Origin of the sequence: Streptomyces sp. NPDC006458 (genome assembly GCF_040612135.1) — a bacterium.
In the GTDB taxonomy this organism is placed as follows: Bacteria; Actinomycetota; Actinomycetes; order Streptomycetales; family Streptomycetaceae; genus Streptomyces.
On record NZ_JBEXPR010000030.1, the window covers coordinates 31067 to 54887 of the forward strand.

Annotated in this window: 14 protein-coding genes and 1 pseudogene; 12 read left to right on the forward strand and 3 right to left on the reverse strand. The window is 71.4% G+C overall.

Annotation, left to right across the window (positions count from 1 at the left end):
- The first annotated feature begins 389 nt into the window (after positions 1–389).
- From ABZZ79_RS31905 to ABZZ79_RS31920, 4 genes are read left to right on the forward strand one after another with little or no spacing between them, the layout of a single operon-like run.
- Positions 390–2327, forward strand: coding sequence for a DUF6603 domain-containing protein (locus ABZZ79_RS31905; RefSeq protein WP_356694735.1), 1938 nt, complete (start codon positions 390–392; stop codon positions 2325–2327).
- Positions 2327–5146, forward strand: a complete 2820-nt coding sequence (locus ABZZ79_RS31910; RefSeq protein ID WP_356694737.1) for a hypothetical protein — start codon at positions 2327–2329, stop codon at positions 5144–5146. The genes ABZZ79_RS31905 and ABZZ79_RS31910 overlap by 1 nt, the downstream gene beginning before the upstream one ends.
- Positions 5143–9798 (forward strand): hypothetical protein, encoded by a 4656-nt coding sequence (locus tag ABZZ79_RS31915; protein WP_356694739.1) that lies wholly within the window; start codon positions 5143–5145, stop codon positions 9796–9798. The genes ABZZ79_RS31910 and ABZZ79_RS31915 overlap by 4 nt, the downstream gene beginning before the upstream one ends.
- A 23-nt stretch (positions 9799–9821) precedes the next feature.
- Positions 9822–11477 (forward strand): hypothetical protein, encoded by a 1656-nt coding sequence (locus tag ABZZ79_RS31920; RefSeq protein ID WP_356694741.1) that lies wholly within the window; start codon positions 9822–9824, stop codon positions 11475–11477.
- A 392-nt stretch (positions 11478–11869) separates the two neighbouring features.
- On the opposite strand, the gene ABZZ79_RS31925 is transcribed toward ABZZ79_RS31920, so the two are convergent.
- The 3 genes from ABZZ79_RS31925 to ABZZ79_RS31935 all read right to left on the reverse strand — a co-directional run bounded on the left by ABZZ79_RS31925 (position 11870) and on the right by ABZZ79_RS31935 (position 15914).
- Positions 11870–12649, reverse strand: a complete 780-nt coding sequence (locus ABZZ79_RS31925; RefSeq protein ID WP_356694743.1) for a PIG-L family deacetylase — start codon at positions 12647–12649, stop codon at positions 11870–11872.
- Between the two features lie 49 nt (positions 12650–12698).
- Entirely contained in the window at positions 12699–13427 is a 729-nt protein-coding gene (locus tag ABZZ79_RS31930; protein WP_356694817.1) for a transposase family protein, read from the reverse strand.
- A gap of 777 nt (positions 13428–14204) precedes the next feature.
- Positions 14205–15914 carry a helix-turn-helix domain-containing protein gene (locus ABZZ79_RS31935; RefSeq protein ID WP_356694819.1) on the reverse strand — a complete coding sequence of 570 codons (1710 nt, stop codon included), beginning with the start codon at positions 15912–15914 and terminating at the stop codon, positions 14205–14207.
- A 304-nt stretch (positions 15915–16218) separates the two neighbouring features.
- On the opposite strand from ABZZ79_RS31935, the pseudogene ABZZ79_RS31940 reads away from it, so the two are divergent.
- The 8 genes and pseudogenes from ABZZ79_RS31940 to trxA all read left to right on the forward strand — a co-directional run.
- Positions 16219–16430: pseudogene (locus ABZZ79_RS31940) on the forward strand (general stress protein); the annotation flags it as partial.
- A gap of 168 nt (positions 16431–16598) precedes the next feature.
- Positions 16599–16847, forward strand: a complete 249-nt coding sequence (locus tag ABZZ79_RS31945; protein WP_356694821.1) for a hypothetical protein — start codon at positions 16599–16601, stop codon at positions 16845–16847.
- 67 nt (positions 16848–16914) lie between these two features.
- Complete coding sequence (gene dnaK, locus ABZZ79_RS31950; protein WP_356694745.1) at positions 16915–18831, forward strand: molecular chaperone DnaK; 1917 nt, start codon at positions 16915–16917, stop codon at positions 18829–18831.
- Positions 18832–18841: 10 nt separating this feature from the next.
- Complete coding sequence (gene grpE / locus ABZZ79_RS31955) at positions 18842–19426, forward strand: nucleotide exchange factor GrpE (RefSeq protein ID WP_356694747.1); 585 nt, start codon at positions 18842–18844, stop codon at positions 19424–19426.
- 6 nt (positions 19427–19432) lie between these two features.
- Positions 19433–20368, forward strand: coding sequence for a J domain-containing protein (locus ABZZ79_RS31960; RefSeq protein ID WP_356694749.1), 936 nt, complete (start codon positions 19433–19435; stop codon positions 20366–20368).
- Positions 20368–20736: a chaperone modulator CbpM gene (locus tag ABZZ79_RS31965; RefSeq protein ID WP_356694751.1), complete on the forward strand. Its 369-nt coding sequence runs from the start codon at positions 20368–20370 to the stop codon at positions 20734–20736. The genes ABZZ79_RS31960 and ABZZ79_RS31965 overlap by 1 nt, the downstream gene beginning before the upstream one ends.
- Positions 20727–23366 carry an ATP-dependent chaperone ClpB gene (gene clpB, locus ABZZ79_RS31970; protein ID WP_356694753.1) on the forward strand — a complete coding sequence of 880 codons (2640 nt, stop codon included), beginning with the start codon at positions 20727–20729 and terminating at the stop codon, positions 23364–23366. Before ABZZ79_RS31965 ends, clpB begins: the two co-directional genes overlap by 10 nt.
- Positions 23363–23821, forward strand: coding sequence for a thioredoxin (gene trxA, locus ABZZ79_RS31975; RefSeq protein WP_356694755.1), 459 nt, complete (start codon positions 23363–23365; stop codon positions 23819–23821). The genes clpB and trxA overlap by 4 nt, the downstream gene beginning before the upstream one ends.

The following is a 23821-nucleotide window of genomic DNA, read 5'->3' on the forward strand; positions in this document are numbered from 1 at the left end:
GGTCGGGGCCCCGCCGACGCTCCGCGGCGTCGCGTCCGGGCAGGCCGCGATCGTCCGCAGCGTCCTGTCGATCACCAGGATGACGACGAGGAACCGGGACCAGGCCGGTCAGGCGCACCACGGCCAGGCCCTGCGACCTGCGTTTTTCCGCCCATCACGCCGGTCCCACCGGACCCACAGGCCCGGCTCGGGAATCCACGGACGGAACACTCCTCGATGGCCGGCCCGATAGGACGCCTTCGTGGCGGCGACAGCCCGGCGGACGGTGCGGTCGGGCGAGCCCGCCGATGACAAGGGAATGACGCCGCGCTGACACCCCTTCCGTACCTTCGGACAAGGCACTGCCCCGGGCTGCCGACTGCCCGGGAACCGCTACGGCGAGGTGTGACATGGGCGGCATCTTCGGACTCGATCTGGCACAGCTGGCCGCCGACCCGACGAAACTGGACGTCGACACGACCCTGCCGCCGGTGCGGCTGCGGGGCCGGCTGGAACGCCGGCAGCCCGACTCGTACTCCGGTGTGCTGAGCGCGGCCGTGCCGGCCACGACGGTGACCGCCTTCGGTCAACTGGACCTCGCGGCCCCGGGCGGCCCGGCGTTCGTCGCGCTGATCGGCGCCGCCTTCCCGCCGCCCGGCCTCCAACTCGGCCTCGGCTTCTCGCTCAGCGGCGTCGGCGGCGTGGTGGGCATCAACAAGGCGGTGAACCAGGACGCCCTGATCGCCGCCATCGCCGACGGCACGGCCGGTGAACTGCTGTTTCCCCCCGACCCCGTGGCCGCGGCCCGGCGTGTCGTGCCCCGGCTGCCGGCGCTGTTCCCCACCGCGCCCGGACGCGCCGTCGTCGGGCCGATGTTCCAGGTCTCCTGGGGCGGACGGATGGTCTCGCTGTCGGCGGCCATCGTGGCCGAGCTGCCCGACCCGGTACGGCTGTCCCTGCTCGGCGTGCTGCGGGTCGCGGTACCCGACCCGGCGGTGCCGCTGATCCACCTGAAGGCCACCTTCGCCGGGCAGTACGACAGCGCCGAGCCCAGCGCGCTGCTGATGGCGAGCCTCACCGGCTCGCACATGGCGGGGGTGCCGCTGGAAGGGGACGTCCTGCTGCTCAGCCGGGGCGGCCCCGACCCGGTGTTCGTCCTGAGCGCGGGCGGCTTCCACCCGGCGTACCCCGTCCCACGCGGCGTGCCCGCGTTGCACCGGCTGGCCATGAACCTCTCGCCGGTGCCGTGGATCCAGCTGCGCTGCCAGGCGTACTTCGCGATCACCAGCAACACCCTGCAGTTCGGGGCCCGGATCTCGCTGGTGGCCGAGATCGCCGACTGCGGGCTGCGCGGCCAGTTCGGGCTCGACGTACTGATCCGCCGGGAACCCACCCTGTCGTTCACCGCCGACATGCGCGGCTCGCTGTCCGTCGAGGTGTTCGGCGAGACGCTGCTCGGCATCGCCTTCGCGCTCACCCTGGAAGGGCCCGCGCCCTGGCACGCGGTCGGCCACGGCAGCATCGACCTGTTCCTGTTCAGCGCGTCCTTCGACTTCGACGAGCGCTGGGGCAACCCTCCACCCGCCCTGCCGGCCGAGCCGGCGGACCTGCGCGGCAGGCTGGAGAAGGCGTTCGCCCGCCCGGAGGCGTGGAGCGCGATGCCGCCCGGCAAGGGCGAGTACCTGCCGGTGCTGCTGTCCCCGGCCGCCAACCGGAAGATCGGTGAGGGCAGCCTCGTCCATCCGTACGGCACCATCGTCGCCCGGCAGCGCGTCCTGCCCTTCGGGGTCGACATCGAGCGCTACGGGCCGTCGGTGGTCGACCCCGCCGAGAAGTGGGACATCGGCTCGTCCACCCTCGGCGGAACGGACGCCGACGACGGACCGACCATGGACCCCTTCGCCCCCGGCCAGTTCCGCAGGCTCAGCGACGACGAGCAGCTGACCTGCCCCGCGTACGAGACCTACCGCTCGGGCAGGCGCTTCGCGGGCGAGATCTCGGAACCGGAGAACGACGCGTTCGTCAGGGCCACGCTGGACTGGGAGACGAGGGTGGTTCCGGAGCCCCGTCCGCAGCGGCCCCCGGACCTGCTGCGGTTCCTGCGGCTCGCGGCCCTCGCGGACGCCGAGGACGTGGCCGTCACGACCTCCGTACGGCATCCGCGCTGGTGGCAGACGCAGCTCACCCTGCTCGTGACCGACCGGACACCGATCGCCGCGGTGTCCACCTGGTCGATGGCCCCCGTCGAGACGGCGGCCGCGCCGATGTCCACGGACGCGGAGCTGCTTCGGAGCTGCTCCCGGCTGGCCGGCGTACGGGCCGTCGAGGCCTGGGAGGTGAGCAACTGATGGCCGAGGAGCTGGAGTTCGCCCCGTTCATGCAGGGCTCCGTCGGCGCGGCGCTCAACAGCACCGTCCCCGACGGGCCGGCCCTGATCAGTCCCGAACTCACCCTCCTCGGGCCCGACCAGGAGGTGACGGTGCGGCCACCGCTCGGAGACCTGCGCATGCTCGGCCCGGAAGGCGTCATCGGCATCGACACCCGGCGAGTCGTACGGGTCGACCCGCCGGCCGGCATCCAGGACGCCGAACCGAACTATCTGGCCTGCGTCGAGTTCGACGCGCCCGAACTGCCGTGGCTGTTCACGCCCGCCCGCCCCGACGGCGACAGGCTGCGGCCCTGGCTGGTCCTGGTGGCCCTGGAGACCGCCGGGCACCCGCTGCAGAGCGGTCGCGCCCTGCCCTTCGTGGACGTGGACACCGCCGCCCTGCCGTCGCTCGGACAGTCCTGGCAATGGGCCCATGTCCAGCGCCCGGCGGGGCGGTCGGAGCCGCTGATCTCCCGGCTGCTGTGCCCGCTGCGCCTGAGGCCGGACACCGACTACACGGCCTGTGTCGTGCCGGCCTTCCAGGGCGGCGTCGTGGCGGGCCTCACCGGCGGCCTCACCGAGGCCGAGCCGCACGGCGACGCCTGGTGGCCGCAGCAGGGCGTCGTCACGCTGCCCGTCTACTACAACTGGCAGTTCCACACCGGCGCCCCGGGCGACTTCGAGCAACTCGCCACCGCCATCGTCCCGTTGACGCCCGAGGAGAGCGCCCTGCTGGCGGGGCGCACCGTCGACATCACCGAGCCCTGGCTGTACGACGCCCCGCTCGCCTCCGACGGACCACCGGGCACCCGGCAGACCATCACCGTGCAAGGCGCGCTCCAACTCGTCGACACCCCCGTGGAAGGCGCCGAGACCGCCCTCGCGGACTTCGCCGAACGGGTCGCCCAGTACATCGACCGGGGCAGGGAGGACGTCGTCGCCCCGCCCCTGTACGGCGGCCGCCCGGCCGTGCGCGACCGCGTCGAGGACGGTGAGCAGGGGTGGCTCAACGAGCTCAACCTCAACCCGGAGACCCGGATCGCGGCCTCCCTGGGCAGCGGCTGGGTGCGGGACAACCAGGAGTGGCTGATGGCCAGGGCCTGGGACCAGATCGGAGCCGTCCGCGACGCCAACCGGCTGCTCAGCCGCGCCGCGTTCTGCGCCGAGGTGTCCGGGTCCGTGCACCGGCGCAACGTGCAGACGCTCGCACCGGACGAGACGCTCGGGTTCACCGCCCCGATCCGCGACCGCGTGCGTACAGACAGCGGGCTGCCGCTCAGGACCGAGGTCGTGGTCAGCCCCGCCCCGAACGAACTGGCCTCTCCCGTGATGCGACGGCTGCTGCGCCGCCGTGGCCCCCTGGCCCGGCACGCGGGCCTCGACGGAGAGTCGTACACGCGGCGTACGCTCAGCGGCGAACTGCTGCCGCCGCAGCCCGCGGCGATGGTGACCCGGCCGACTGATCCGGTGCCGATGGAAGGGGAGGACACACACGAGCTGAACGCGACGGTGGGCAACGCGCTGCGTGCCACCGGCGAGGCGCGCGACGCCGAGCGGATCAGGCTGCTGTCGGCCCTGGCCCCCTCGGCCCTGGCCAACGGCTTCGACACCCAGGCGAGCGCGATCTCCGCGCTCCTGGAGCGCTCGGCCGCCACCCTCGCCGCGGCCCCCGAGCCGGACGAGGAGCCTCTCACCGGGGCGGCGCGGATGTTCCGGGCCGTGTCCGTCGCGAACGTGAGCGACCTGATCGGTGACGTGTCGTCCGCCTTCGCCGAGCAGCCCCCGGACACGGTCATGACGCTGGCGGAGCCGGACACCGCGCTGGCACCGGACGTGTCGATGACCGACGATCCCGCCGCGCACATCCTGGAGTTCGGCGTGCCCGTAGACGCCGACGGGATGTGCGGCCGCCTCGCCCACGCCCTCGACCCCGGCACGCTGCTCTCGGACAGGCTGGACAGCCAGATCACCTTCCTGTCGGAGGACGCCTTCACCCTGCCCGAGGCCCCGGGCGAACCACTCATGGCCGCCCCCGACTTCGCCGCGCCCATGGCCCTGGCCATGCAGAAGGACGCCCCCGACTGGTTCCTGCCGGGCTCGGCGACGATCCCCGACGACCGGGCCGTGCTGCTCCAGGCCAACGCACCCTTCATCGCCTCCTTCATGGTCGGCGTGAACGACGAGATGAACCGTGAGATGCGCTGGCGCGAGTACCCCACCGACCTGCGCGGCAGCCCCTTCACCCACTTCTGGCCGCGTCCCGACGGCGCGCCCGACATACCTCCGGTGCACAGCTGGGCACGCGACGGCGGACTCGGCGCCCAACTCGCCCTGGACGCGGGCGAGGTCGACGTCCTGCTCATCCGGGGCCGCCTTGTGCGCCGCTACCCCAACCTGATCGTCGCCGCCGTACCCGCCTCATCGGTGAGCGACGTCGACAATCTGGCGGAGGACACGTGGCAGCACCCGCAGATGGTGCTCACCCTGGACGAACGGACCTGCGCCTACACCTTCGTGCTGCCCGGGGACATCCATGACTGGTGGTTCGTGCTGGCCGAGAACAGCTACCGGATGCGGTTCGGGTTCGACACCGGCTCCGACCGCTATCAGCACTGGTCCGACCTCACCTGGCAGCAGGTCCCGGAAGGCGGCTTCGCCGACCTCTCCGTGATGCCCGGGGTGCCCGCGCAGGAGACCGCACCGGACCGGTGGAACGCCGCCACGGTGGCGATGGTGTCCCTGCAACGGCCCTTCCGGGTCCTCATGTCGGCCCGCAAGCTGATCGGAGAACCGCGGTGAGCGTCAACCTGGAACCGGCCCGGGCCCACCACGAGGTCCGCGACGCCCGCAGGGCCTTCCATGTGTCCCGCGCGGACCTCCGCATGCTCGAGAAGCGCAACCGGGCGGGAGAGGGCGAGGTGCAGAACGAAGAAGTGTTCGCCAAGATCGAGGAGACAGAAGAACTGGGGCGTCGCTGCATCGCCGCTTGCGACGACTACGACGAACTGGCCTCCGAGGAACCGCAGCTCTGGGGGGACGACGACGGCGCCGATCCACTGCTGCTACTGCCGCTGCGCCTGGAGACGGTGTACCGCAACGACGGAGAGGCCGGCCTGGAGCTGATGATCCGCGTCTACCCCGACGACATCCACATCGACTCCCACGACCCCACCCTGACCGCCGCCGAACGCGCCGCGACCGAGGCGTACTGGCGCGAGGTGTGGGCCGCGGGTCCCCACGACGAGCGCCGCCGGACCGCCTGGTCGCGGCTCGTCGCCGCGATCGGCCCCGGACGCGCCGCCTGGGCGGCGAAGGCGCTGCGGCCCGGCCAGACGCAGTGGCCGGACACGGAAACCCCGGTCGGCGTCACCGGACCGTCACCGGAGCCGTGGGAGGCGGAGCCGAGGATGCGCGACGGCGCCTGGACCCGGCCAGCGAACAGCTCCGTGCTGCCCGACCGGCTGGTGTTCTCCGGGTACGAGGTCGACGACGACACCCGACAACTCGTCCTGGCCTGGCGGGAGGAGGGCGAGCCCATTCCCGAGGTGCTCGATGTCGGCCCCGGCCCGGACTCACCCGTGCCTCCCGCCTGGCTGACCGACTTCGACGAGGCCGTGCGCGTGGGCATGGGCGTGAGGATCGCGATCGAGGGCGAGATGCGGCCCGACTACGAGCTGGTGACTGTCGCAGGAGTGCGCGGCGGGACCTCTGAGCACACCGCGGACCTGATCAGCGCCCTGCTGGACGCGCACCGCTGCACCGACGGCCTGGCCGTGCTGCCCACCGGCACGCCCACCAACAACACCGAAGCCACCAGGTCCGCCTGGCGTACCCGCATGGCCCCGCCGCCCCCGGAGGAGGCCGGCGCACAGCGTGCCGCCCTCGGCGACTCTCCCCCCGGCGAGCCCCCTGCCGCCGCCCGGGCGAGCCTGGCCCTGGGCCCCGCCGCCGGACAGGTGCTGGCCGAGACCCCCGACGGGCTCGACGGGGACGACCACGAACTGCTGACCGAACTGCACGCGGCGATCGGGGCGATGGCCGCCGCGTCCACCCGATGGATGGACTACGACGCGGATACCCAGGTCGACCTGACCTTCCTCGTCTCGCACTTCGTCGATCACGTGCGCGCACGGGGCCAGTTGCCCACGCTCCGCGTCGGCCGGCAGCCGTACGGCATCCTGCCCGTCACCTCGCTCGACCTGTGGCGCGGCGCCGACATCGACCAGCGGATCCTCGACCATGTCCAGGCCTTCCGCACCTTCGCCGAGTTCCAGTCCTGGCGCTCACCGAGCGTCGGCCGCTCCGGAGACGCCGACGAGGTCATCAACGATCTGCTCCACCGGCTGCCCGCCTCCCGCCGGGTGCGCTTCGTGCAGCAGGTGCCCGTCGACCCGCCCTTCCAGCCGGTGCCCGACTCCCCGATCGGCACCGTCCCGGCCTCGAACAACTTCGCCTGGCTCCAGCCACCCGACATGACGATCCCACCCTTCCCCCTGGAGTTCTCCGTCACCACCGAGGCCACGCCGCAACTCCAGGAACTGCTGAACGCCGCGCCGCTCGGCACGCTTTTCGGTGCCCTGTACGAGTTCGGCCAGTTGCAGTCCCAGCACGCCGAGGCCCCGCCGGAGGTCCTCCAGCGGATATTCGACCTGGCGCCCGCCTTCAAGGGACTGCGCGAGGGGCGGCTGGGGCTCTGGTACGACCTCGCCATCACCGTCCTGCGGATGTACTACACGCGGCTCGACCAGCGACTGCAGTCCGGAAGCCCGGTGGAATCCGTCGTCGGCCTGCTGGACGGCCGGGTGACGGTCGAGGAGGGCACGGTTCCCGGCATCTTCGACTGGGCGGCCATGGCCATGGACCGGCTCGCCGTCGCCGAGGTTCAGGCCTACGGGGACCTGCCGCGACTGGAACGGCTGCTCTGCGAGGTGCTGGACACCCAGTCCCACCGCCTGGACGCCTGGATCACGTCCGTCGCCTCGACCCGGCTCGAACAGGTGCGCGGCGACCGCCCCGACGGCACCCACCTCGGCGCGTACGGCTGGGTCACCGATCTGCGTCCACGGGGCTGGGAACCGCCGAGCGTACCGACCGACCCGGAGGACGACGAGATGGTCGACGGCGGGAGCGAGGGTGGCGGGGAGGGTGCCGCGGAGGGCGGTGAGACGGAGGCCTCTGAGACGGAGGCTCCTGAGGCGGAGGCCCCTGAGACGGAGGCTCCTGAGGGCGGGGAGGAGCAGGACCCGGAGGACGAGGCGGGTCAGGAGACCTGGCTGGGGAACGAAATTCCGCCCCTCTCCGAGGACGACTCCGCAGACGGCTCCGGGGGCGACTCGGGGGGCGACTCGGGGGACGACTCCGAGGAGGCTTTGGCAGCCGCACAGGACAACGACGGCTACCTCGTGGCCCCCTCCATGCACCAAGCCACCACCGCCGCCGTCCTGCGCTCGGGCTGGCTCAGCCACACCGACGACCAGGCGTTCTGCATCGACCTCAGGGCGGGTCGCGTACGCAAGGCGCTCGACGTGGTGGACGGCGTCCGGTCCGGTCAGACCCTCGGCGCGCTGCTCGGCTACCGGCTGGAGCGCGCCCTGCACGACGCCCACCTGGACCAGCTGATCAACGCGTTCCGCACCGGCTATCCCACCCCGCGCCTCGCCGACCCCGAGGCGCCGGACAGCGAGGAAGCCCGTACGGCGACGGCCGCGCGGGACGTCGTCGACGGTCAGGCGCTGATCGCCGACTTCACGGCACACGACCGTCAGCTCCAGGACCTGGACTCCCTCACCTCGCAGCTTTCCGCCGACCTCCTGCCCCTACTGGACCAGGCCCTCCCAGTCGTGAACGACCTGGAGGCCACCGTCGACGCCGTCGGCGACCTGCTGCTCGCCGAGAGCGTGCACCACCTCGTCGCGGGCAACCCGCTGCGCGCCGGGCAGGCCGCCGACGGCATCGCGCGCGGCGACAACCTCCCCCAGGACTTCGAGGTGCTGCGCACCCCGCGCGCCGCCGTCGACGTCACCCACCGTCTCGGCCTGCTCGCGCCCGCGAGCGGCACGGAAGGCTGGGCGGCGGACCGGCCGCTGGCCGCACTCGAACCCGCCCTGGAGCGGTGGTGCCAGTCCCGCCTCGGCCCTGCCGCGGGCTGGGAATTCGCCTTCGGCGACCCGGATTCGCCCACCTCGGTCAGCCTCGCCGAACTCGGAGTCTGCGCGCTGGAGACGGTGCTGGGCGCGGGGCTGTTCGGCAACCGGGCGAACCAGGGGTCCACCACCCTGAGCGATCCGGACGGCACCCTGGCGCGGCGGCTCCTGCGACAGGCACCCGCGGACGGGCAGATCACGGAAGCCGGAGTGCAGCGGTTCGCCGAACTTCAGCTGCTGTGCCGGGCGTTGGCCGAGGTGCTGGCCGCCGGACGGCCGCTGCTCGGCACCGACCTGGACACCGCGGCCGGCGCCGACTGGTCGGCCGCCGACCTGCCGGAACTCGCGGCCCGGATCACCGCCTGGCATGAGGCGGTCACCACCGCGCTAGCCGAACTCGACGAAGAATACGAGGAGTTGCCGGACACAGCGGACGAGGTGGCGCACCGGCTGGAGACTCTCGCCGGCCTCGGAGTGGCCGGCGCCTGGCCGACGGCGGACGCCGACCAGGCGGCCGCGCTGGGCGAGCAGGCGCGAGCGGTACTGAGCCGTTTCCGGGCCGAGCCACTGCCCCCGCTGCCGGGACCGCCGCCGCAGGAGCCGTCGGCGGTGCTGGAGTGGGTGACACAGCTCCGTACGGCCGTCTCCTCGGTGTTCGGCCGCGCGCTGCCCGTCCTGCCCGTGCTGCGCCTGAACGGCAGCGCTGCGGCGACCGCACTGACCGGTCCCGCCCCGCAGGGCGCCGACGAGGAAGCGGTCGAGGACTGGCTGCTGGAGATGGAACGGGTCAGGCCGCAGGCGCGCGTCCTCGGTGACGCGCTGGCGGCCGCCGAGACACTGGCCGGCACCGCACCGTGCACCGCCGTCGTGGCACAGACGCCCGCCGGGCAACCGTGGATCGCGCGCGGCCCGGCACCTGTACCCTCCCGCCGTCGCCCCGCCCCGCATCACTGCGCGGTGCTGCGCGCCGACAGCGCGGCCGATCCCGGAGAGATCGCCGGGCTGGTCGTGGACGCCTGGACCGAGACCGTGCCCGAGCCCGCCGCGGGCGACCCGGGCGACCAGGAGGAGCTGGGCGGGCTCGCCTTCCACTACAACCAGCCCGACGCCCGGGCTCCGCAGGCGCTGCTGCTGGCCCTGCCGCCCGACTGTGAGCGCGGCTGGCGCATGCAGGACGTCCACGCCGTCGTCGAGGAGACCTTCGCCCTCGCCCAGCTGCGCGGCATGGACCTCAACGACCTGTTCCATCTGCGCGGACTGCTGCCCGTGCAGTGGCTCAGGCCGGAGCATGGTTGGGGACCGCTATGAGCACCATGTGCAGGTATGAGCCCGTGCCCCGTGACAGCGGTATGGAGGAGGCACTCGCCGCCCGGACCGCCGACGCCGCGTGGTTCCTCGCCCGCCAGTACGGGTTCGGAGAGTTCCGCGGGGAGGACGCCGCCTCCCCGGTGTCGGTCTCGATCGCCCAGGAGACCCACCGGCTGGACCAGTGGCGCAGCGGCCCCGACACCGAGTGGCAGCCGTACGATCCGGCCACCATGGTGCTGGAGGCGCTGGTCGAGCGGGAGCCCGTGGAGGGTCCCGACGCCCGGCTGCTGACGGCGGGCGCGCTGCACTGGCGCCGGGCACTGACCGCCGCCGGACTTCTTTCCCTGTTCCCCGCCTTCGCCCGGGTCTGCGCCTTCGGCACCGAAGGTCCGCTCACCCCGACGGGCCTGTCCGCGGCCGTCCGCGGCCATCTCCCCGACCCGGTCGCCCTCGCCCCCTGGCTCGTACGCCTCGCCGAGCGCGACGAGACGGCGGCCAAGGAGTTCGACGCCCCCGAGACCGACACGGCCCTCGACGCGCTGGCCGGTGCGGCCACGGCATGGCTGTCCTGGTGGCAGGCGCGCGTGCCGACGGTCGAGCAGGCCGAGGCGTCCGTGCCGCCCGAGACCTGGAACGCCAACCGGCTCGAGTACGCCTTCGAGGTGTCCGCCTCCAGCCTGCCGGGCCTCGAACTGCGCGCCGAGGAATACCACGGCGGCCACCTCGACTGGTGGGCCGTGGACGCTCCGGACGCCCAACTGCCGGTCGACGAGACGGCGATCAAGCAGGAAGGGCGCAGGATCATCCCGACGCCCGCGGTGTACGGCGGTATGCCGGTGTCCCGCTTCTGGGAGATGGAGGACGCCCGCATCGACTTCGGCTCCGTCGATGCCTCCCCGGCCGACCTGGGGCGGCTGATGCTCGTCGCGTTCGCCACGGTGTACAACAGCGACTGGTTCTGCGTCCCGCTGCCGCTCGCGGTCGGATCCCTGAGCCGTGTCGTGGACTGCACCGTCACCGATGTGTTCGGCCACCGGACCCCCCTCTTCCACGCCACCGCCGACGACAGCGTCACCTGGAACCTCTACGGTCTGGGTGACACGGCCTACCCGGAGCGCACCCCCGATCTGTCCACCCCGCCCTCGCCCTGGATGTACCGGCCGGCCTCGCTGCCGGGCGGGCTGGAGGGCCCTCCGGTGGAGTCGGTGGTGCTGCTGCGCGACGAACAGGCCAACCTTGCCTGGGCCGTCGAGGAGTACGTCGCCGACCGGGCCGACGAGCGGATCGACCGCCACGAGCGCTGGACGACCGCGGCCCGGCCCCGTCCGGCCCCCGAACCCGGCGCCGCCCCGCGCTATCTGGTGGCCACGGAAGTCCCCGCGCACTGGTACCCGTTGGTGCCACAGGTGCTCACCGACATGGAGTCGATCCGCTTCCGCCTCGCCGGTCTCGTCCGCGACGAGTCCTCGCCCCAGTCGCCACTGGGCCGCCTTCTGGGCGAGACGGACTGGCTCTTCGAGGAGGAACTGCCGCGTTCCGGCATCCGGGTCGAGCGCAGCCGCCAGTTCACCCGGTGGCAGGACGGCAGGCCGCACTCCTGGACGACGCGCCGCAAGGCGAGCGGCTCCGGGGGCTGTTCGAGCGGACTGCGGTTCGACGTGCTGGACGAGACCCCGTAGGACCCCGTCGGGTGTGTCGGCCTCCGTGTCGCGCTCGGTGCAGACCCTGGTCCGGCTACCGGCTACCGGCCGCCCGCGCCCCACGGCTGCGTGCGGGGTACGGGAGGACGGCAAGGCTGTCGCGGTCCTGGGACCGCCTTTCCGAGGAGGGGTCGTCACCGGCCTGGTCAGTGTGTTTGAGGGCTCCGAAGTCGAGCGCTTCCGCTCAACGGGCCCGCCCGGGTGGGGTACTGGCGTCCTCGTGACTGCCACAGGACGACCGGGCGGTGCCCTCTCATGATGATCCAGGACTGCCGGAAGGGACCCACGGGGACAGGCCTTCGGGTGTGCGGGCATGCCCGATCGAGCCGTAGGGACCGTGAGCTCTTTCCCGCTCCCGATGGACGGGCGGGTTAGCGCAGTCCGGCGAAGAGGTCGTTCTCGGGCACGGCCGCACCGGTGGTGTCCTGGACACGGAAGAAGATGTTCTCGCCCTGGCTGGCGTGTGCGGCCAGCGCGTCGAACTTCTGGCGGCCGAAGGCGGCGGTGTCCACCCAGGTGGTGATCTCGTCGTCGGGCAGTCCGATCTCGGCCAGCGCGGCGGCCTCAGCGGGATCCGGCTCCTGTGCGTCCGCACCGAACTCGCGCATGACCTCCCCGAACCGCTGCATCATCGACCGGGGTGCCGTCGTCCAGTACACCTTCGGGGTCAGCGTGGTCATCGCCAGTGCCGCCATGGTGATGCGGTTGGCCTGGATGTGGTCGGGGTGGCCGTAGAAGCCGTTCTCGTCGTAGGTGACGACCACATCGGGCTGGTAGCGCCGCAGGAGTTCGGCGAGTCGGGCAGCGCCCTCCTCGACGGGTGTCTGCCAGAAGGATCCGGGGGCGTCATTGGTCGGCCAGCCCATCATCCCGGAGTCGGCGTAGTCCAGCATCTCCAGATGACTGACCTTCAGGATTTCGCAGCTTGCCTCGAGTTCCTGCCGCCGCATCGAGGCGACGGCCGCCGGATCGTGCCCGGGATCGCCCGGCTTGGCACCGCCCGGTCCGTCACCGCAACCGCCGTCGGTACACGTGACGAGGACCGTGCGGATGCCCTCCGCCGCGTACCGCGCGAGGACACCTCCTGTTCCGGTGGCCTCGTCGTCGGGGTGGGCGTGTACGGCCATGAGCGTCAAGGGCCGGTCATTCATGAAGCAGTCCTCCTATGGGAAAGGGTCTCGGTCCGAGGCCGCGGCGGACCTATGGGTCCTCGCCCCTCGATATCGGTTGTCGGATGACCGGCCGTATCGGCGGCCCGAGGGCCCCGAATCGGCGTCGGGTCGGCCTGTTGGTCTCTGCGTTCTCCGCCCGCGACGTTCGGTCTCCTTGTCGGTGCAACGGTTCCGGCCGGACCGCCTGTTCCCGGCGCACACCGCAACACCCCTGGGCCTGGGCCTTGGCCTTCGCGAGAGCGTCGGCTGGTCGTTTGAGGCCGGTGGTTACCCAGGGGCCGGCGCCCTGGTAGGCACGGTCGGCCAGGATGGGGACGCCCTGTCGCTCGCAGATCCGGATGATCCGGTGGCCGCGGGCCGCGGTCAGGTCATGGGTGCGGCCCGGCAGCGCGGGCGAGATCCACAGCACCTTGCCGGTGGGGTTGGTGACGACCTGGACGTTCACACCGTGTCGGCGGTGCTTGGTCGAGTAGTCGGCGCGGCCGTCGCCGGTCCGGTCGCACTCCACGAGGGTCCCGTCCAAGAGGACGAAGTCAGGATCTTCCTCCCGCAGGGTCTTCAGCAGGCCCGGAGCACGGTCGGCGAGTAGACCGGCGACGCCCGTGACGTACGCGTGGGCGGTGCCGACGGATATCCCGAATCCGGTCGCGATTCGGGCGAGAGTGTCGTGACGGTGCAGGTACACCAGCGCGACCAGTGCACGCTGGTGCGGCGGGAGTTTGCATCGGCGGTCACCCTCACGGGTGATGATGAGCATCGTGACCCACTCGACCAGGGCGTGCGGGAGATCGAGTGCGGCAGGGTAGGGAACCAACGAGGCTCCTGTGCCGGTGGGTTGAGACTTCGAACATCTCCCCTCGACGGCGCGGGAGCCTCGTGCGTTACGGACCCCGCGCTCGACCCGCCACCGCCACCCGATCAGTGAGCACGCTGAAAGTGCTCAGTGAAATCGTAGTTCCGCGCCAATCTTGCCGCCCCCAGCGAACAGCCCCTCGCCGACGGCAAGGTGCTTGGCACCTTCCTCGGGGCGGTTCAGGCAGAGTGAACGGGACGGCACCCAGCAACGACGGTCAGGAGCCGGTAGCTGAATCAGACCAGCTGACACCGTCGGCGAGCATCCGCTTGGCGGCGGGCGGTGATGTGGCTTCGGTGGTCGGCGGGGGCTGCGTTGCGAGGGTTGTTGCCCAGGTCCGATGGGGTCGGTGGTCAGCTCGTCCGCCTGCCAGCGCCGACGTGCGGAGAGGCCGTGGGAAAACGGTGAGGCCCGACGTGCGAGCGCACGCCGGGGCTCACCACCCACGTCAGTGCTGATGCGCCCCGTGGGGCGGCACCAGCACACCTCATGTGCGGGCAGTTTCAGCAAGCTCGGAGGGACTGGGCGGCAGCCCCTGCCTGAGTGCCTCGGCCACCTTCATGGTGCGTACGGTCTGGTAACCGACGGGGGGCGATCAGGCCGCAATATCGACTTTGACTCACAGGCGACCTGTTCGGGTGCCGGGCTGACCCGCTGCGCTGGCCCTCCGGGTGCCCGCGGTCAGCGCCGCCCGCCCAGGATGATCTTCCAGACGCGTGTTGCCACCTGCAGATTGAGCCGGGTGTCCACATCCGCCAGGTCGCGGTCGCTGATCTCACGGATGCGCTGCAGCCGGTAGCGCAGGGTGCTGCGGTGGACGGTCAGCGCGGCGGCCGCATCGTCGTAGTTGCCTCCGCAGTCGAAGTAGCGCGAAAGCGTCTCCACCAACTCCGTGTCGTGCCTCGCGTCGTAGTCGATCAGCTGGCCGAGCCACTCTCGCACGAAGCCTTCGAGCTCCCGGAGATCGTTTCCGGGCCCCAGGATCCGGTACAGCCCGAGGTCGTCGAAGAAGGTCGTCCCGCTGCGCTGGCGGGAGTTCTGCCGCACCTCAAGGGCCCGTAGTGCCTCCTGATAGCAGCGGGGAATGCCGTCCGGGGAGTCGCAGCGGGTGCTCACCCCGATCGCTCCGTCGGGCGTCCCCAGCTCATGGGCCAGCGCCGCGTACACGGCATCGTCGTCGGGTCTCGCTTCGGTCAGCAGGACCATCCGGTCGCCGCGACGGGTGATCAGCGGACGGGTCGCCGTGGTGGCCGTCGCTTGCTCGACGGCACGGGTGAAGGAGTCGTCTGCGGCGTTGCCCGGCCAGTGCACCACGACCACGTAGTGGGTACGTTGCAGGTCGTGGCCGACGGCTTCGGCCCGGGCGTAGGCGCTCGTCTCGTCAGTGCCCTCCAACAGATCGTCGATCAGTTGGCGGCGCAGCCGCAGTTCGACCTCGGTGAGTTCGCGCACATGCATGAGCTCCTGGGCGAGCGACCGCTGGGCGTGATCCAAGGCGAACATGGTGTGCTCGTTGGCCGTCGCCTCAGGGTCCTCGATGGCGAGTACGCCGAGGACGTCGCCGCGCGGGCAGACCAGGGCGATCAGCCGGTCCTTGACTCTGACCGGGCCCGCCTCGCGCGCGACCTGCCGCAGCATCTCGTCCTGGCAGGTCGGGGACCGCACCGGATAGGGGTCGGGTCGGTCGGGACCGGCCCAGGACCTCAGGTTGCCGAACCGGTCCTCGATGAGCGACGGCAGCCCGGTGAGCTCGTACAGCGCTTGGGTGATGGCGTCCTCGCCGCCGCCCCGGGCAGCGACACCGGCGAGGGTCTCGTGCACGGTCTTCTGCAGGTGCAGCTCGGAGCGCATGGTGTCCAGCTGCCGCAGTGCGGTGTCCCGTTCGGTGCGCAGTCGGCTCAGTTCGCCGGCGTTGTCGTCCTGCGCGGCGCGCGTGGCCGCCAGTGACAGGGCCGCCGATGTGAGCCCCACGAGGGTCGAGAGGAGGAAGTGCCCCTGCTCGTCGGGCCCGGAGTGGGAGGAGACCAGGATGTAGCCGAGCAGACCGCCGGCCCCGCGCAGACCGAACGCCCAGGTCCAGGACCGCTCTGGAAGGGATACGGAGCCGTCAGCCTCGCCCAACTCCTTCATCCGTGCGTCGTCGACCGTTGGCGCTCCCGCGTCGTGGCCGGGGACGCGGGACAGACCGTCGCCCGTCGCGAGGTATCCGGCCTCGGCGTGGTAGGGACCAAGGACACTGACGTGCCCCATGGCCAACCGCACGATCTCACTCTGCTCCACGCAGGTGAACAGGGTGTGGGACAGCACCAGCAGCCCGTGTGAGTCCAGCGCCGCGAGCGGACCGGGGTCATGCCGTTCGGTGCCCGCGGCGTTGCTTGGATGGCGGGTCACTTTCTGGTCGGACACGTGAGGGGACAGCCTCCGTGACGGATGGGAGGCCATAGATCACTCCGTTCCCCTCCGGTCATCGGAGGCGATCGAGCGAGTCGTGGGATCCACGCCTGGGCGAGCCCTGCGCACCCAGCCTAGGCAAGGTCATCCGTCTTGTCCGGATTCGAGCCTTGTTCTCGTGGGCCGACCGACTGCGTCGATTTCTGACCTGCCGGGTGCAGGCGGAGCGCGCTGCTCTCTTGCCACTCTGAGCTTGTCAGGGATCGCCGGGCGCACCGGTGGCCGTGGCAGGAAGGACTGGCTGATGAACGAGCAGGTCCGCAGGACCATCGCCCCGTCGAGAGGGTGGCCATCATCGGGCAGGACGTGCGTCTGGTCGAGCAGGTGACCGGCCGCATGGGGCATAGCGGGGCCGCCCTGCAGGGCGCGGCGAGCGGTGCCCTGCCCGGTGCGCTGATCGGGTGGATCTTCGGGCTGCTGAACTGGCTGGATCCGGTCGTGTCGGGGCTGCTCCTAGTGCCCCGACAGGCAACGTTCGCCCCGTCGCGACGCCCGGCACGCCCTCTCGCCGCACCGGGCACAGACCCAAGTACATCCAGTACGAGGGCCTGCACCCGGCACACCGAGAGCACGCGCCGGACGCCGCTCCTTGACGGGCAAACGCTGCCTGCCGGGGCACTAGCCTTGTACGGGCTGGTTTTCGGAGCACTCGTCGGTGCTCTGCTCGGCCTGCTGGTGCACGCGGCCCAGCGTGGCCGCCGGGACTTCGCGTCGGTGAGCTTCATGCAGCCCAGCCGGTACGACGTCGTCGCCGACGAGGCGGTCGCCGACGAGGCGGTGCAGCTGGCCGAGTTGCCCAGCGGGACCGGTACCGGCACAGGCAGCGGGGCTTGGAAGAGCAGCCGCCCGCGGAGCGGTCCCGCCGTCACCTGATCGAGTGCGGAAGACCGGGCGCGACTCCGAGGGCGAACGGGGCCGCCCGTCGCGGAAGGAGTTCCTCATGGCCAAGGCAGTAGGCATCGACCTGGGCACCACGAACTCGGTGATCGCCGTCTGGGAGGGCGGCGAGTCGGCGGTCGTTCCCAACAGCGAGGGCAACCGCACGACGCCGTCCGTGGTGGCCTTCACCGACACCGGCGAGCGCCTGGTGGGCCAGCTGGCCCGCCGCCAGACGATCCTCAACCCCAAAGGCACCATCTACTCGGCCAAGCGGTTCATCGGCCGGCACTTCGACGAGATCTCCGAAGAGGCCAAGGCCGTCGCGTACGACGTGGTCGAGGGAGACGGCGGCGCCGCCCGCTTCAAGGTGCGCGACAAGCTCTACGCTCCTGAGGAGATCAGCGCGCAGGTGCTGCGCAAGCTCGCCGACGACGCCTCCAAGCAGCTGGGAGAGCGGGTCACGGAGGCGGTCATCACGGTGCCCGCCTACTTCAACGACGCCCAGCGCACCGCTACCAAGGACGCCGGACGGATCGCCGGCCTGGAAGTGCTGCGGATCATCAACGAGCCGACCGCGGCCGCCCTCGCCTACGGCATGGACAAGAAGCAGCATGAGACGGTGCTCGTCTTCGACCTGGGCGGTGGCACCTTCGACGTCAGCATCCTCGACGTCGGCGACGGCGTGGTGGAGGTCCGGTCCACGGCGGGTGACAGCCATCTGGGCGGGGACGACTTCGACCGACGGCTGGTCGACCAGCTCGCCGACGGCTTCCAGAAGGAGAACGGCATCGACCTGCGCAAGGATCCGCAGGCCCTGCAACGCCTGTTCGAGGCCGCCGAGAAGGCCAAGACCGAGCTCAGCTCGGTGACCCAGACACAGGTCAGCCTGCCGTTCATCACGGCCGACGCCTCCGGGCCCAAGCATCTGACCACGACGATCATGCGGTCCACGTTCGAGCAGATCACCGGCGACCTTGTGGAGCGCTGCCTGGGCCCGGTGCGGCAGGCCATGGACGACGCCAAGGTCAGTGACAGCGACATCGACGAGGTCATCCTCGTCGGCGGCTCCACCCGCATCCCCGCCGTCCAGGCCCTGGTGCGGAGGCTGACCGGCGGCAAGGACCCCAACATGAGCGTCAACCCCGACGAGGTCGTGGCGATGGGCGCCGCGATCCAGGCCGGGGTCCTCAAGGGCGAGGTCAAGGACGTCCTGCTGCTCGATGTCACCCCGCTGTCGCTGGGCGTGGAGACACGCGGCGGCGTGATGACGAAGATCATCGAGCGGAACACCACGATCCCGGTGCGCCGCTCCGAGACCTTCTCCACCGCCGAGGACAACCAGCCCGCCGTCGACGTCGTCGTCCTGCAGGGCGAGCGTGAGAGGGCCGCCGACAACCGGGTCCTGGGTCGCTTCCAGCTCACCGACATCCGCCCCGCGCCGCGCGGCGAGCCGCAGATCGAGGTCATCTTCGACATCGACGCCAACGGCATCCTCAACGTCACCGCGCGGGACAAGGACACCGGCAAGGAGCAGGGCATCACCATCAGCGAGAGCTCCAACCTCGACCGCACCGAGGTAGAGCGGATGGTCCAGGAGGCCGAGCGCAACCGCGGCGAGGACCAGGCCCTGCGCGAGGCGGTCGACGCCCGCAACGAACTGGACGCCATCGCCTACCAGGTCGAAAAGCGCCTCGGCGAACTCGGCGACGCCGCGCCCGCACACGAGAAGGCCCGCGCCGAGATGCTGGTGACAGAGGCCCGCGAGGCGGTCAGGAACGAGGTCGGGGCGGACAAGGCCCGGCCGCTGACGTCCGAACTCCAGCAGGTCTTCGCCGGGCTCGCGGCCCACCAGACGGGAGCCACAGAGGGTGGCCCGGCGGGCACAGGCTCACCGGACGGATCCGGTACCGGCGGAGCCGCGCCAGGCGGCGCCGGGGGCGACGACGATGTGATCGACGCCGAGTTCGACAAGGGCTGAGGTGCCCGCCATGCCCATCCCACCCCGGGGCCAAGAGCCCGACCCGCCGCCGGAAGGCGCCGTACAGCTGCCGCGCGGGGATCTTACGCAGCCCGGACCGCCGGCCGAAGAGGCCGAGCCGGGGCCCGACGCCGCAACCGGCACCGCCGCACCCGACGACGAGTACGCGGCCGCGCTGCGCGAGGCCGAGGACCGCTGGCGCCGCGCCCTGGCCGACCTCGACAACCTGCGCAAACGCCATGCCAGGGAGCTGAAGGGACAGGCCGCGGCCGAACGCGCCCGTACGGCTGCGGCCTTCCTGCCCGTCGTCGACAACCTGGAACTGGCCCTGAGCCACGCGGCTGCCGACCCCGGTGCGATCGTCGAAGGTGTCCGGGCTGTGCGTGACCAGGCCGTGAACGTCCTGGAGCGGCTGGGATACCCGCGCCACGCGGAGACCGGCGTGCCGTTCGACCCGGCCCGGCACGAGGTGGTCGGCGTGGTCCAGGATCCCGACGCCGATCCGAACACCGTGGTCCAGGTGCTGCGACCCGGTTACGGGGAGGCCGAGCGGCAGCTGCGGCCTGCCGCCGTGACCGTCGCCAAGCGGGAGTGACCGTCCATGGCACGCGACTTCTACGAGGTGCTCGGTGTTCCGCGCACCGCCGACCGGGACGAGATCCAGCAGGCCTACCGCACCATGGCCCGCAGGTACCACCCCGACGTCAACAAGGACCCCCAGGCGGAGGAGCGGTTCAAGGAGATCAATGAGGCCTTCAGCGTCCTGGCCGATCCGGAGCAGCGAGCCCGGTACGACCGCTTCGGCGAGGACTTCCGGAAGGTCCCGGAGGACTGGGAGGAGCGGGTCGCCGCCGGTGCCGGAGCCGGCAGCGGCTTCTGGGGGCCCGCCGGCGGCGGTCCCCGGGTGCGGTACTCCACGACAGGCTTCGGGGGCGAGGGGGTCGACGTCGAGGATCTCTTCGGCTCGCTGTTCGGCGGCGCCGGGCGGATGCGCGTGCCCGGCGCCGACCAGGAGGCCGAACTACCGCTCACCGTCGAGGAGGCCTATCGGGGCGGCCGCCGTACGGTCACCCTCGCCGGGCCGGCCGGGCAGCGGAGCTACCAGGTCGACGTGCCGCCCGGCACCACCGACGGGCAGCGCATCCGGCTGGCCGGGGAAGGCGGGCGAGGGAGCGGCGGCGACGCTCCCGCCGGGGACCTGTACCTGAGGGTGCGGATCCAGCCCCACCCCGAGTTCCGCCTGGACGGCCGGGACGTCCACGTGCGGCTTCCGGTCACCCCGTGGGAGGCGGCGCTGGGCGCGACCGTGCCGGTGCCCACGCCGAGCGGTGCCACGGCGAAGGTGACCGTGCCCGCCGGGTCCTCCAGCGGACGGCGCCTGCGGCTGCGCGGCGAGGGCATGCCGGGCCCTCGCGGCGCGAACGGAGACCTGTACGCGGAGCTGCGGATCATGGTGCCGCCCCGGTTGAGCGACCGGGAACGCGAGCTGCTGGAGGAACTTGCCGCTGTCTCCTCGTTCGACCCCAGGAGGACCTGATGAGCGACCGACCGGCCGAGGCCCGCCCGTCCCACGCACGCACGCACGAGGTGGCCGTGCAGTACGCGATCGTGCCCGTGCCCAGGCTCTCTCTGGAGACCGTGGCCCGCCGCTCTGGCCTCCATCCCGACCTGATCCGTCGGTTCGTCGCCCTCGGACTGGTGGACGCCGACCGTGACGCCTCCGGACGGCTGGTGTTCGACCCCACGGCCCCGGCCGCCCTGGCCCGTGTCCAGCGGTTGCGCACCGGGCTGTGCCTGAACTACGCATCGGTCGGTCTGGTGCTCGACCTGCTCGACCGCATCAGCTTGCTCGAAGCCGCGCTGCGGCGTGCAGGCGTGAGGAGTGATCTACCACCATGGACATGAACCGCCTGACCCAGAAGTCTCAGGAAGCCCTGCAAGAGGCCCAGGGCGCCGCCGGCCGCCTGGGCCACACCGAGGTCGACGGCGAGCATCTGCTGCTTGCCCTTGTCGACCAAGAGGAGGGCCTGATCCCGCGGCTGCTGCAGCAGGCGGGCACCGAGCCCGAGGAGTTGCGCGCGGCCGTTCGCGAGGAGCTCTCCCGCCGGCCCAAGGTGACCGGCCCGGGCGCGGCGCCGGGCCAGGTCTTCGTCACCCAGCGCCTGGCCCGACTGCTGGACGCGGCGGAGCGGGAGGCCAAACGCCTCAAGGACGAGTACGTGTCCGTGGAACACCTGCTGCTGGCCCTGGCCGAGGAGGGCTCGGCGACCGCCGCCGGGCGCCTGCTGAAGGAGCACGGCGTGACCCGGGAGTCCTTCCTCGGTGCGCTCACCCGGGTCCGCGGCAACCAGCGCGTGACCTCCGCCAACCCCGAGGTGGCCTACGAGGCCCTGGAGAAGTACGGCCGTGACCTGGTCGCCGAGGCCAGGTCCGGGCGGCTCGACCCCGTCATCGGCCGGGATGCCGAGATCCGCCGTGTCACCCAGATCCTCAGCCGCAAGAGCAAGAACAACCCTGTCCTGATCGGCGACCCCGGCGTCGGCAAGACCGCCATCGTGGAGGGTCTGGCCCAGCGCATCGTGCGCGGTGACGTGCCCGAAGGACTGCGCGACAAGACGGTGTTCGCCCTCGACATGGGCTCGCTCGTGGCAGGCGCCAAGTACCGCGGCGAGTTCGAGGAACGCCTCAAGGCCGTACTGAGCGAGGTCAAAGCCGCCGAGGGGTGGATCCTGCTCTTCGTCGACGAGTTGCACACGGTCGTCGGCGCGGGCGCCGCCGAGGGCGCCATGGACGCGGGCAACATGCTCAAGCCCATGCTGGCACGCGGTGAACTGCACATGATCGGCGCGACCACCCTGGACGAGTACCGCAAGCACATCGAGAAGGACGCCGCCCTCGAACGCCGCTTCCAGCAGGTACTGGTCGACGAACCAAGCCTGGAGGACACCATCTCTATCCTGCGCGGACTGCGTGAACGCCTGGAGGTCTTCCACGGTGTCAAGATCCAGGACACAGCGCTGGTCGCGGCGGCGACGCTCTCCCACCGCTACATCACTGACCGGTTCCTGCCCGACAAAGCCATCGACCTCGTCGACGAGGCCTGCGCCCGGCTGCGTACGGAGATCGACTCCATGCCCGCCGAACTCGACGAGATCACCCGCCGCGTCACCCGCCTGGAGATCGAGGAAGCCGCCCTGTCCAAGGAGACCGACCCAGCCAGCAAGGCCCGCCTGGAGGAACTGCGCAAGGAACTGGCCGACCTTCGCGGCGAGGCCGACGCCAAACACGCCCAGTGGGAGGCCGAACGGCAGGCGATCCGCCGCGTGCAGGAACTGCGCAAGGAACTGGAGCAGGTCCGCCACGAGGCGGAGGAGGCCGAACGCGCCTACGACCTCAACCGCGCCGCCGAACTGCGCTACGGCCGCCTCCAGGACCTGGAGCGCCGACTGGCCGCAGAGGAGGACCAACTGGCCGCCAAACAAGGGCAGAACCGGCTGCTGCGCGAGGTCGTCACCGAGGAGGAGATCGCCGAGATCGTCGCCGCCTGGACCGGCATCCCCGTCGCCCGCCTCCAGGAGGGCGAACGCGAGAAACTGCTGCGCCTCGACGAGATCCTGCGCGAGCGCGTCATCGGCCAGGACGAAGCCGTCAAACTCGTCGCCGACGCCATCATCCGCGCCCGCTCCGGCATCCGCGACCCTCGCCGCCCCATCGGCTCGTTCATCTTCCTCGGCCCCACCGGCGTCGGGAAGACCGAGCTCGCCAAGACCCTCGCCCGCGCCCTGTTCGACTCCGAGGAGAACATGGTCCGCCTCGACATGAGCGAGTACCAGGAGCGGCACACCGTCAGTCGGCTCATGGGGGCCCCGCCCGGATACGTCGGCTACGAGGAGGGCGGCCAGCTCACCGAGGCCGTACGCCGCAAGCCGTACTCGGTCGTCCTGTTCGACGAGATCGAGAAGGCGCACACCGATGTGTTCAACACCCTGCTGCAGATGCTCGACGACGGCCGCATCACCGATGCTCAGGGCCGCACGGTCGACTTCCGCAACACCGTGATCATCATGACGTCCAACATCGGCTCCGAGCACCTCCTCGACGGCGCCACCGCCGAGGGTGAGATCAAGCCGGACGCCCGCGCCCTGGTGATGGGCGAGCTGCGCGGGCACTTCCGCCCGGAGTTCCTCAACCGCGTCGACGACATCGTGCTGTTCAAGCCGCTCGGCGAGTCCCAGATCGAGCGGATCGTAGAGCTGCAGTTCGACGAACTGCGCCGCCGCCTCACCGAACGCCGCATCACCGTCGAACTCACCGACGCCGCCCGGGAGGTGATCGCCCACCAGGGCTACGACCCGGTGTACGGGGCCCGGCCGCTGCGGCGTTACATCTCCCACGAGGTCGAAACCTTCGTCGGGCGCGCCCTGCTGCGCGGCGACGTCCAGGACGGCGCCACGGTCCGCGTCGACGCCCAGCACGGAGAGCTGGTGGTCACCTACGACCAGCCCGAGGACGTGAAGGGAGCGACGGCGGCATGAGTACCGTGCAAGCCACCAACGTCACCTGCCCGCACTGCGGGCGCACCAACCGGGTACCCGTGGCCGCTGAGGGCCGCCCCAGGTGCGGCAACTGCAAGCAGCCACTGCCGTGGATGGCCGACGCGGGCGACGACGACTTCACCGAGGTCGTCGAGCAAGCCACCGTGCCCGTCGTCGTCGACCTGTGGGCCACCTGGTGCGGCCCCTGCCGCATGGTGAGCCCCGCGCTGGAGAAGGTCGCCGCCGATCTCGCGGGAAAGATCAAGCTGGTCAAGGTCGACATCGACAAGAACCCGCGCCTGGCGCAGCGGTTCGAGGTCCAGGCGATACCGACGCTGCTGGTCCTCGACAAAGGACAGACCATCGCCCGACAGACGGGTGCCGCACCCGCCCCCGCCCTGCGGCAGTGGGTGGAGCACTCGATCGCGGGCCACGAACCGGCCGGGAAAGGCTGA

What these genes read in the sequence shown, in the direction of transcription:
- ABZZ79_RS31905 (WP_356694735.1), top strand. Translation starts at nt 390, where the DNA reads ATGGGCGGCATCTTCGGACTCGATCTGGCACAGCTGGCCGCCGACCCG.
- ABZZ79_RS31910 (WP_356694737.1), top strand. Translation starts at nt 2,327, where the DNA reads ATGGCCGAGGAGCTGGAGTTCGCCCCGTTCATGCAGGGCTCCGTCGGC.
- ABZZ79_RS31925 (WP_356694743.1), bottom strand. Translation starts at nt 12,649, where the DNA reads ATGAATGACCGGCCCTTGACGCTCATGGCCGTACACGCCCACCCCGAC.
- ABZZ79_RS31930 (WP_356694817.1), bottom strand. Translation starts at nt 13,427, where the DNA reads ATGCTCATCATCACCCGTGAGGGTGACCGCCGATGCAAACTCCCGCCG.
- dnaK (WP_356694745.1), top strand. Translation starts at nt 16,915, where the DNA reads ATGGCCAAGGCAGTAGGCATCGACCTGGGCACCACGAACTCGGTGATC.
- grpE (WP_356694747.1), top strand. Translation starts at nt 18,842, where the DNA reads ATGCCCATCCCACCCCGGGGCCAAGAGCCCGACCCGCCGCCGGAAGGC.
- ABZZ79_RS31960 (WP_356694749.1), top strand. Translation starts at nt 19,433, where the DNA reads ATGGCACGCGACTTCTACGAGGTGCTCGGTGTTCCGCGCACCGCCGAC.
- ABZZ79_RS31965 (WP_356694751.1), top strand. Translation starts at nt 20,368, where the DNA reads ATGAGCGACCGACCGGCCGAGGCCCGCCCGTCCCACGCACGCACGCAC.
- clpB (WP_356694753.1), top strand. Translation starts at nt 20,727, where the DNA reads ATGGACATGAACCGCCTGACCCAGAAGTCTCAGGAAGCCCTGCAAGAG.
- trxA (WP_356694755.1), top strand. Translation starts at nt 23,363, where the DNA reads ATGAGTACCGTGCAAGCCACCAACGTCACCTGCCCGCACTGCGGGCGC.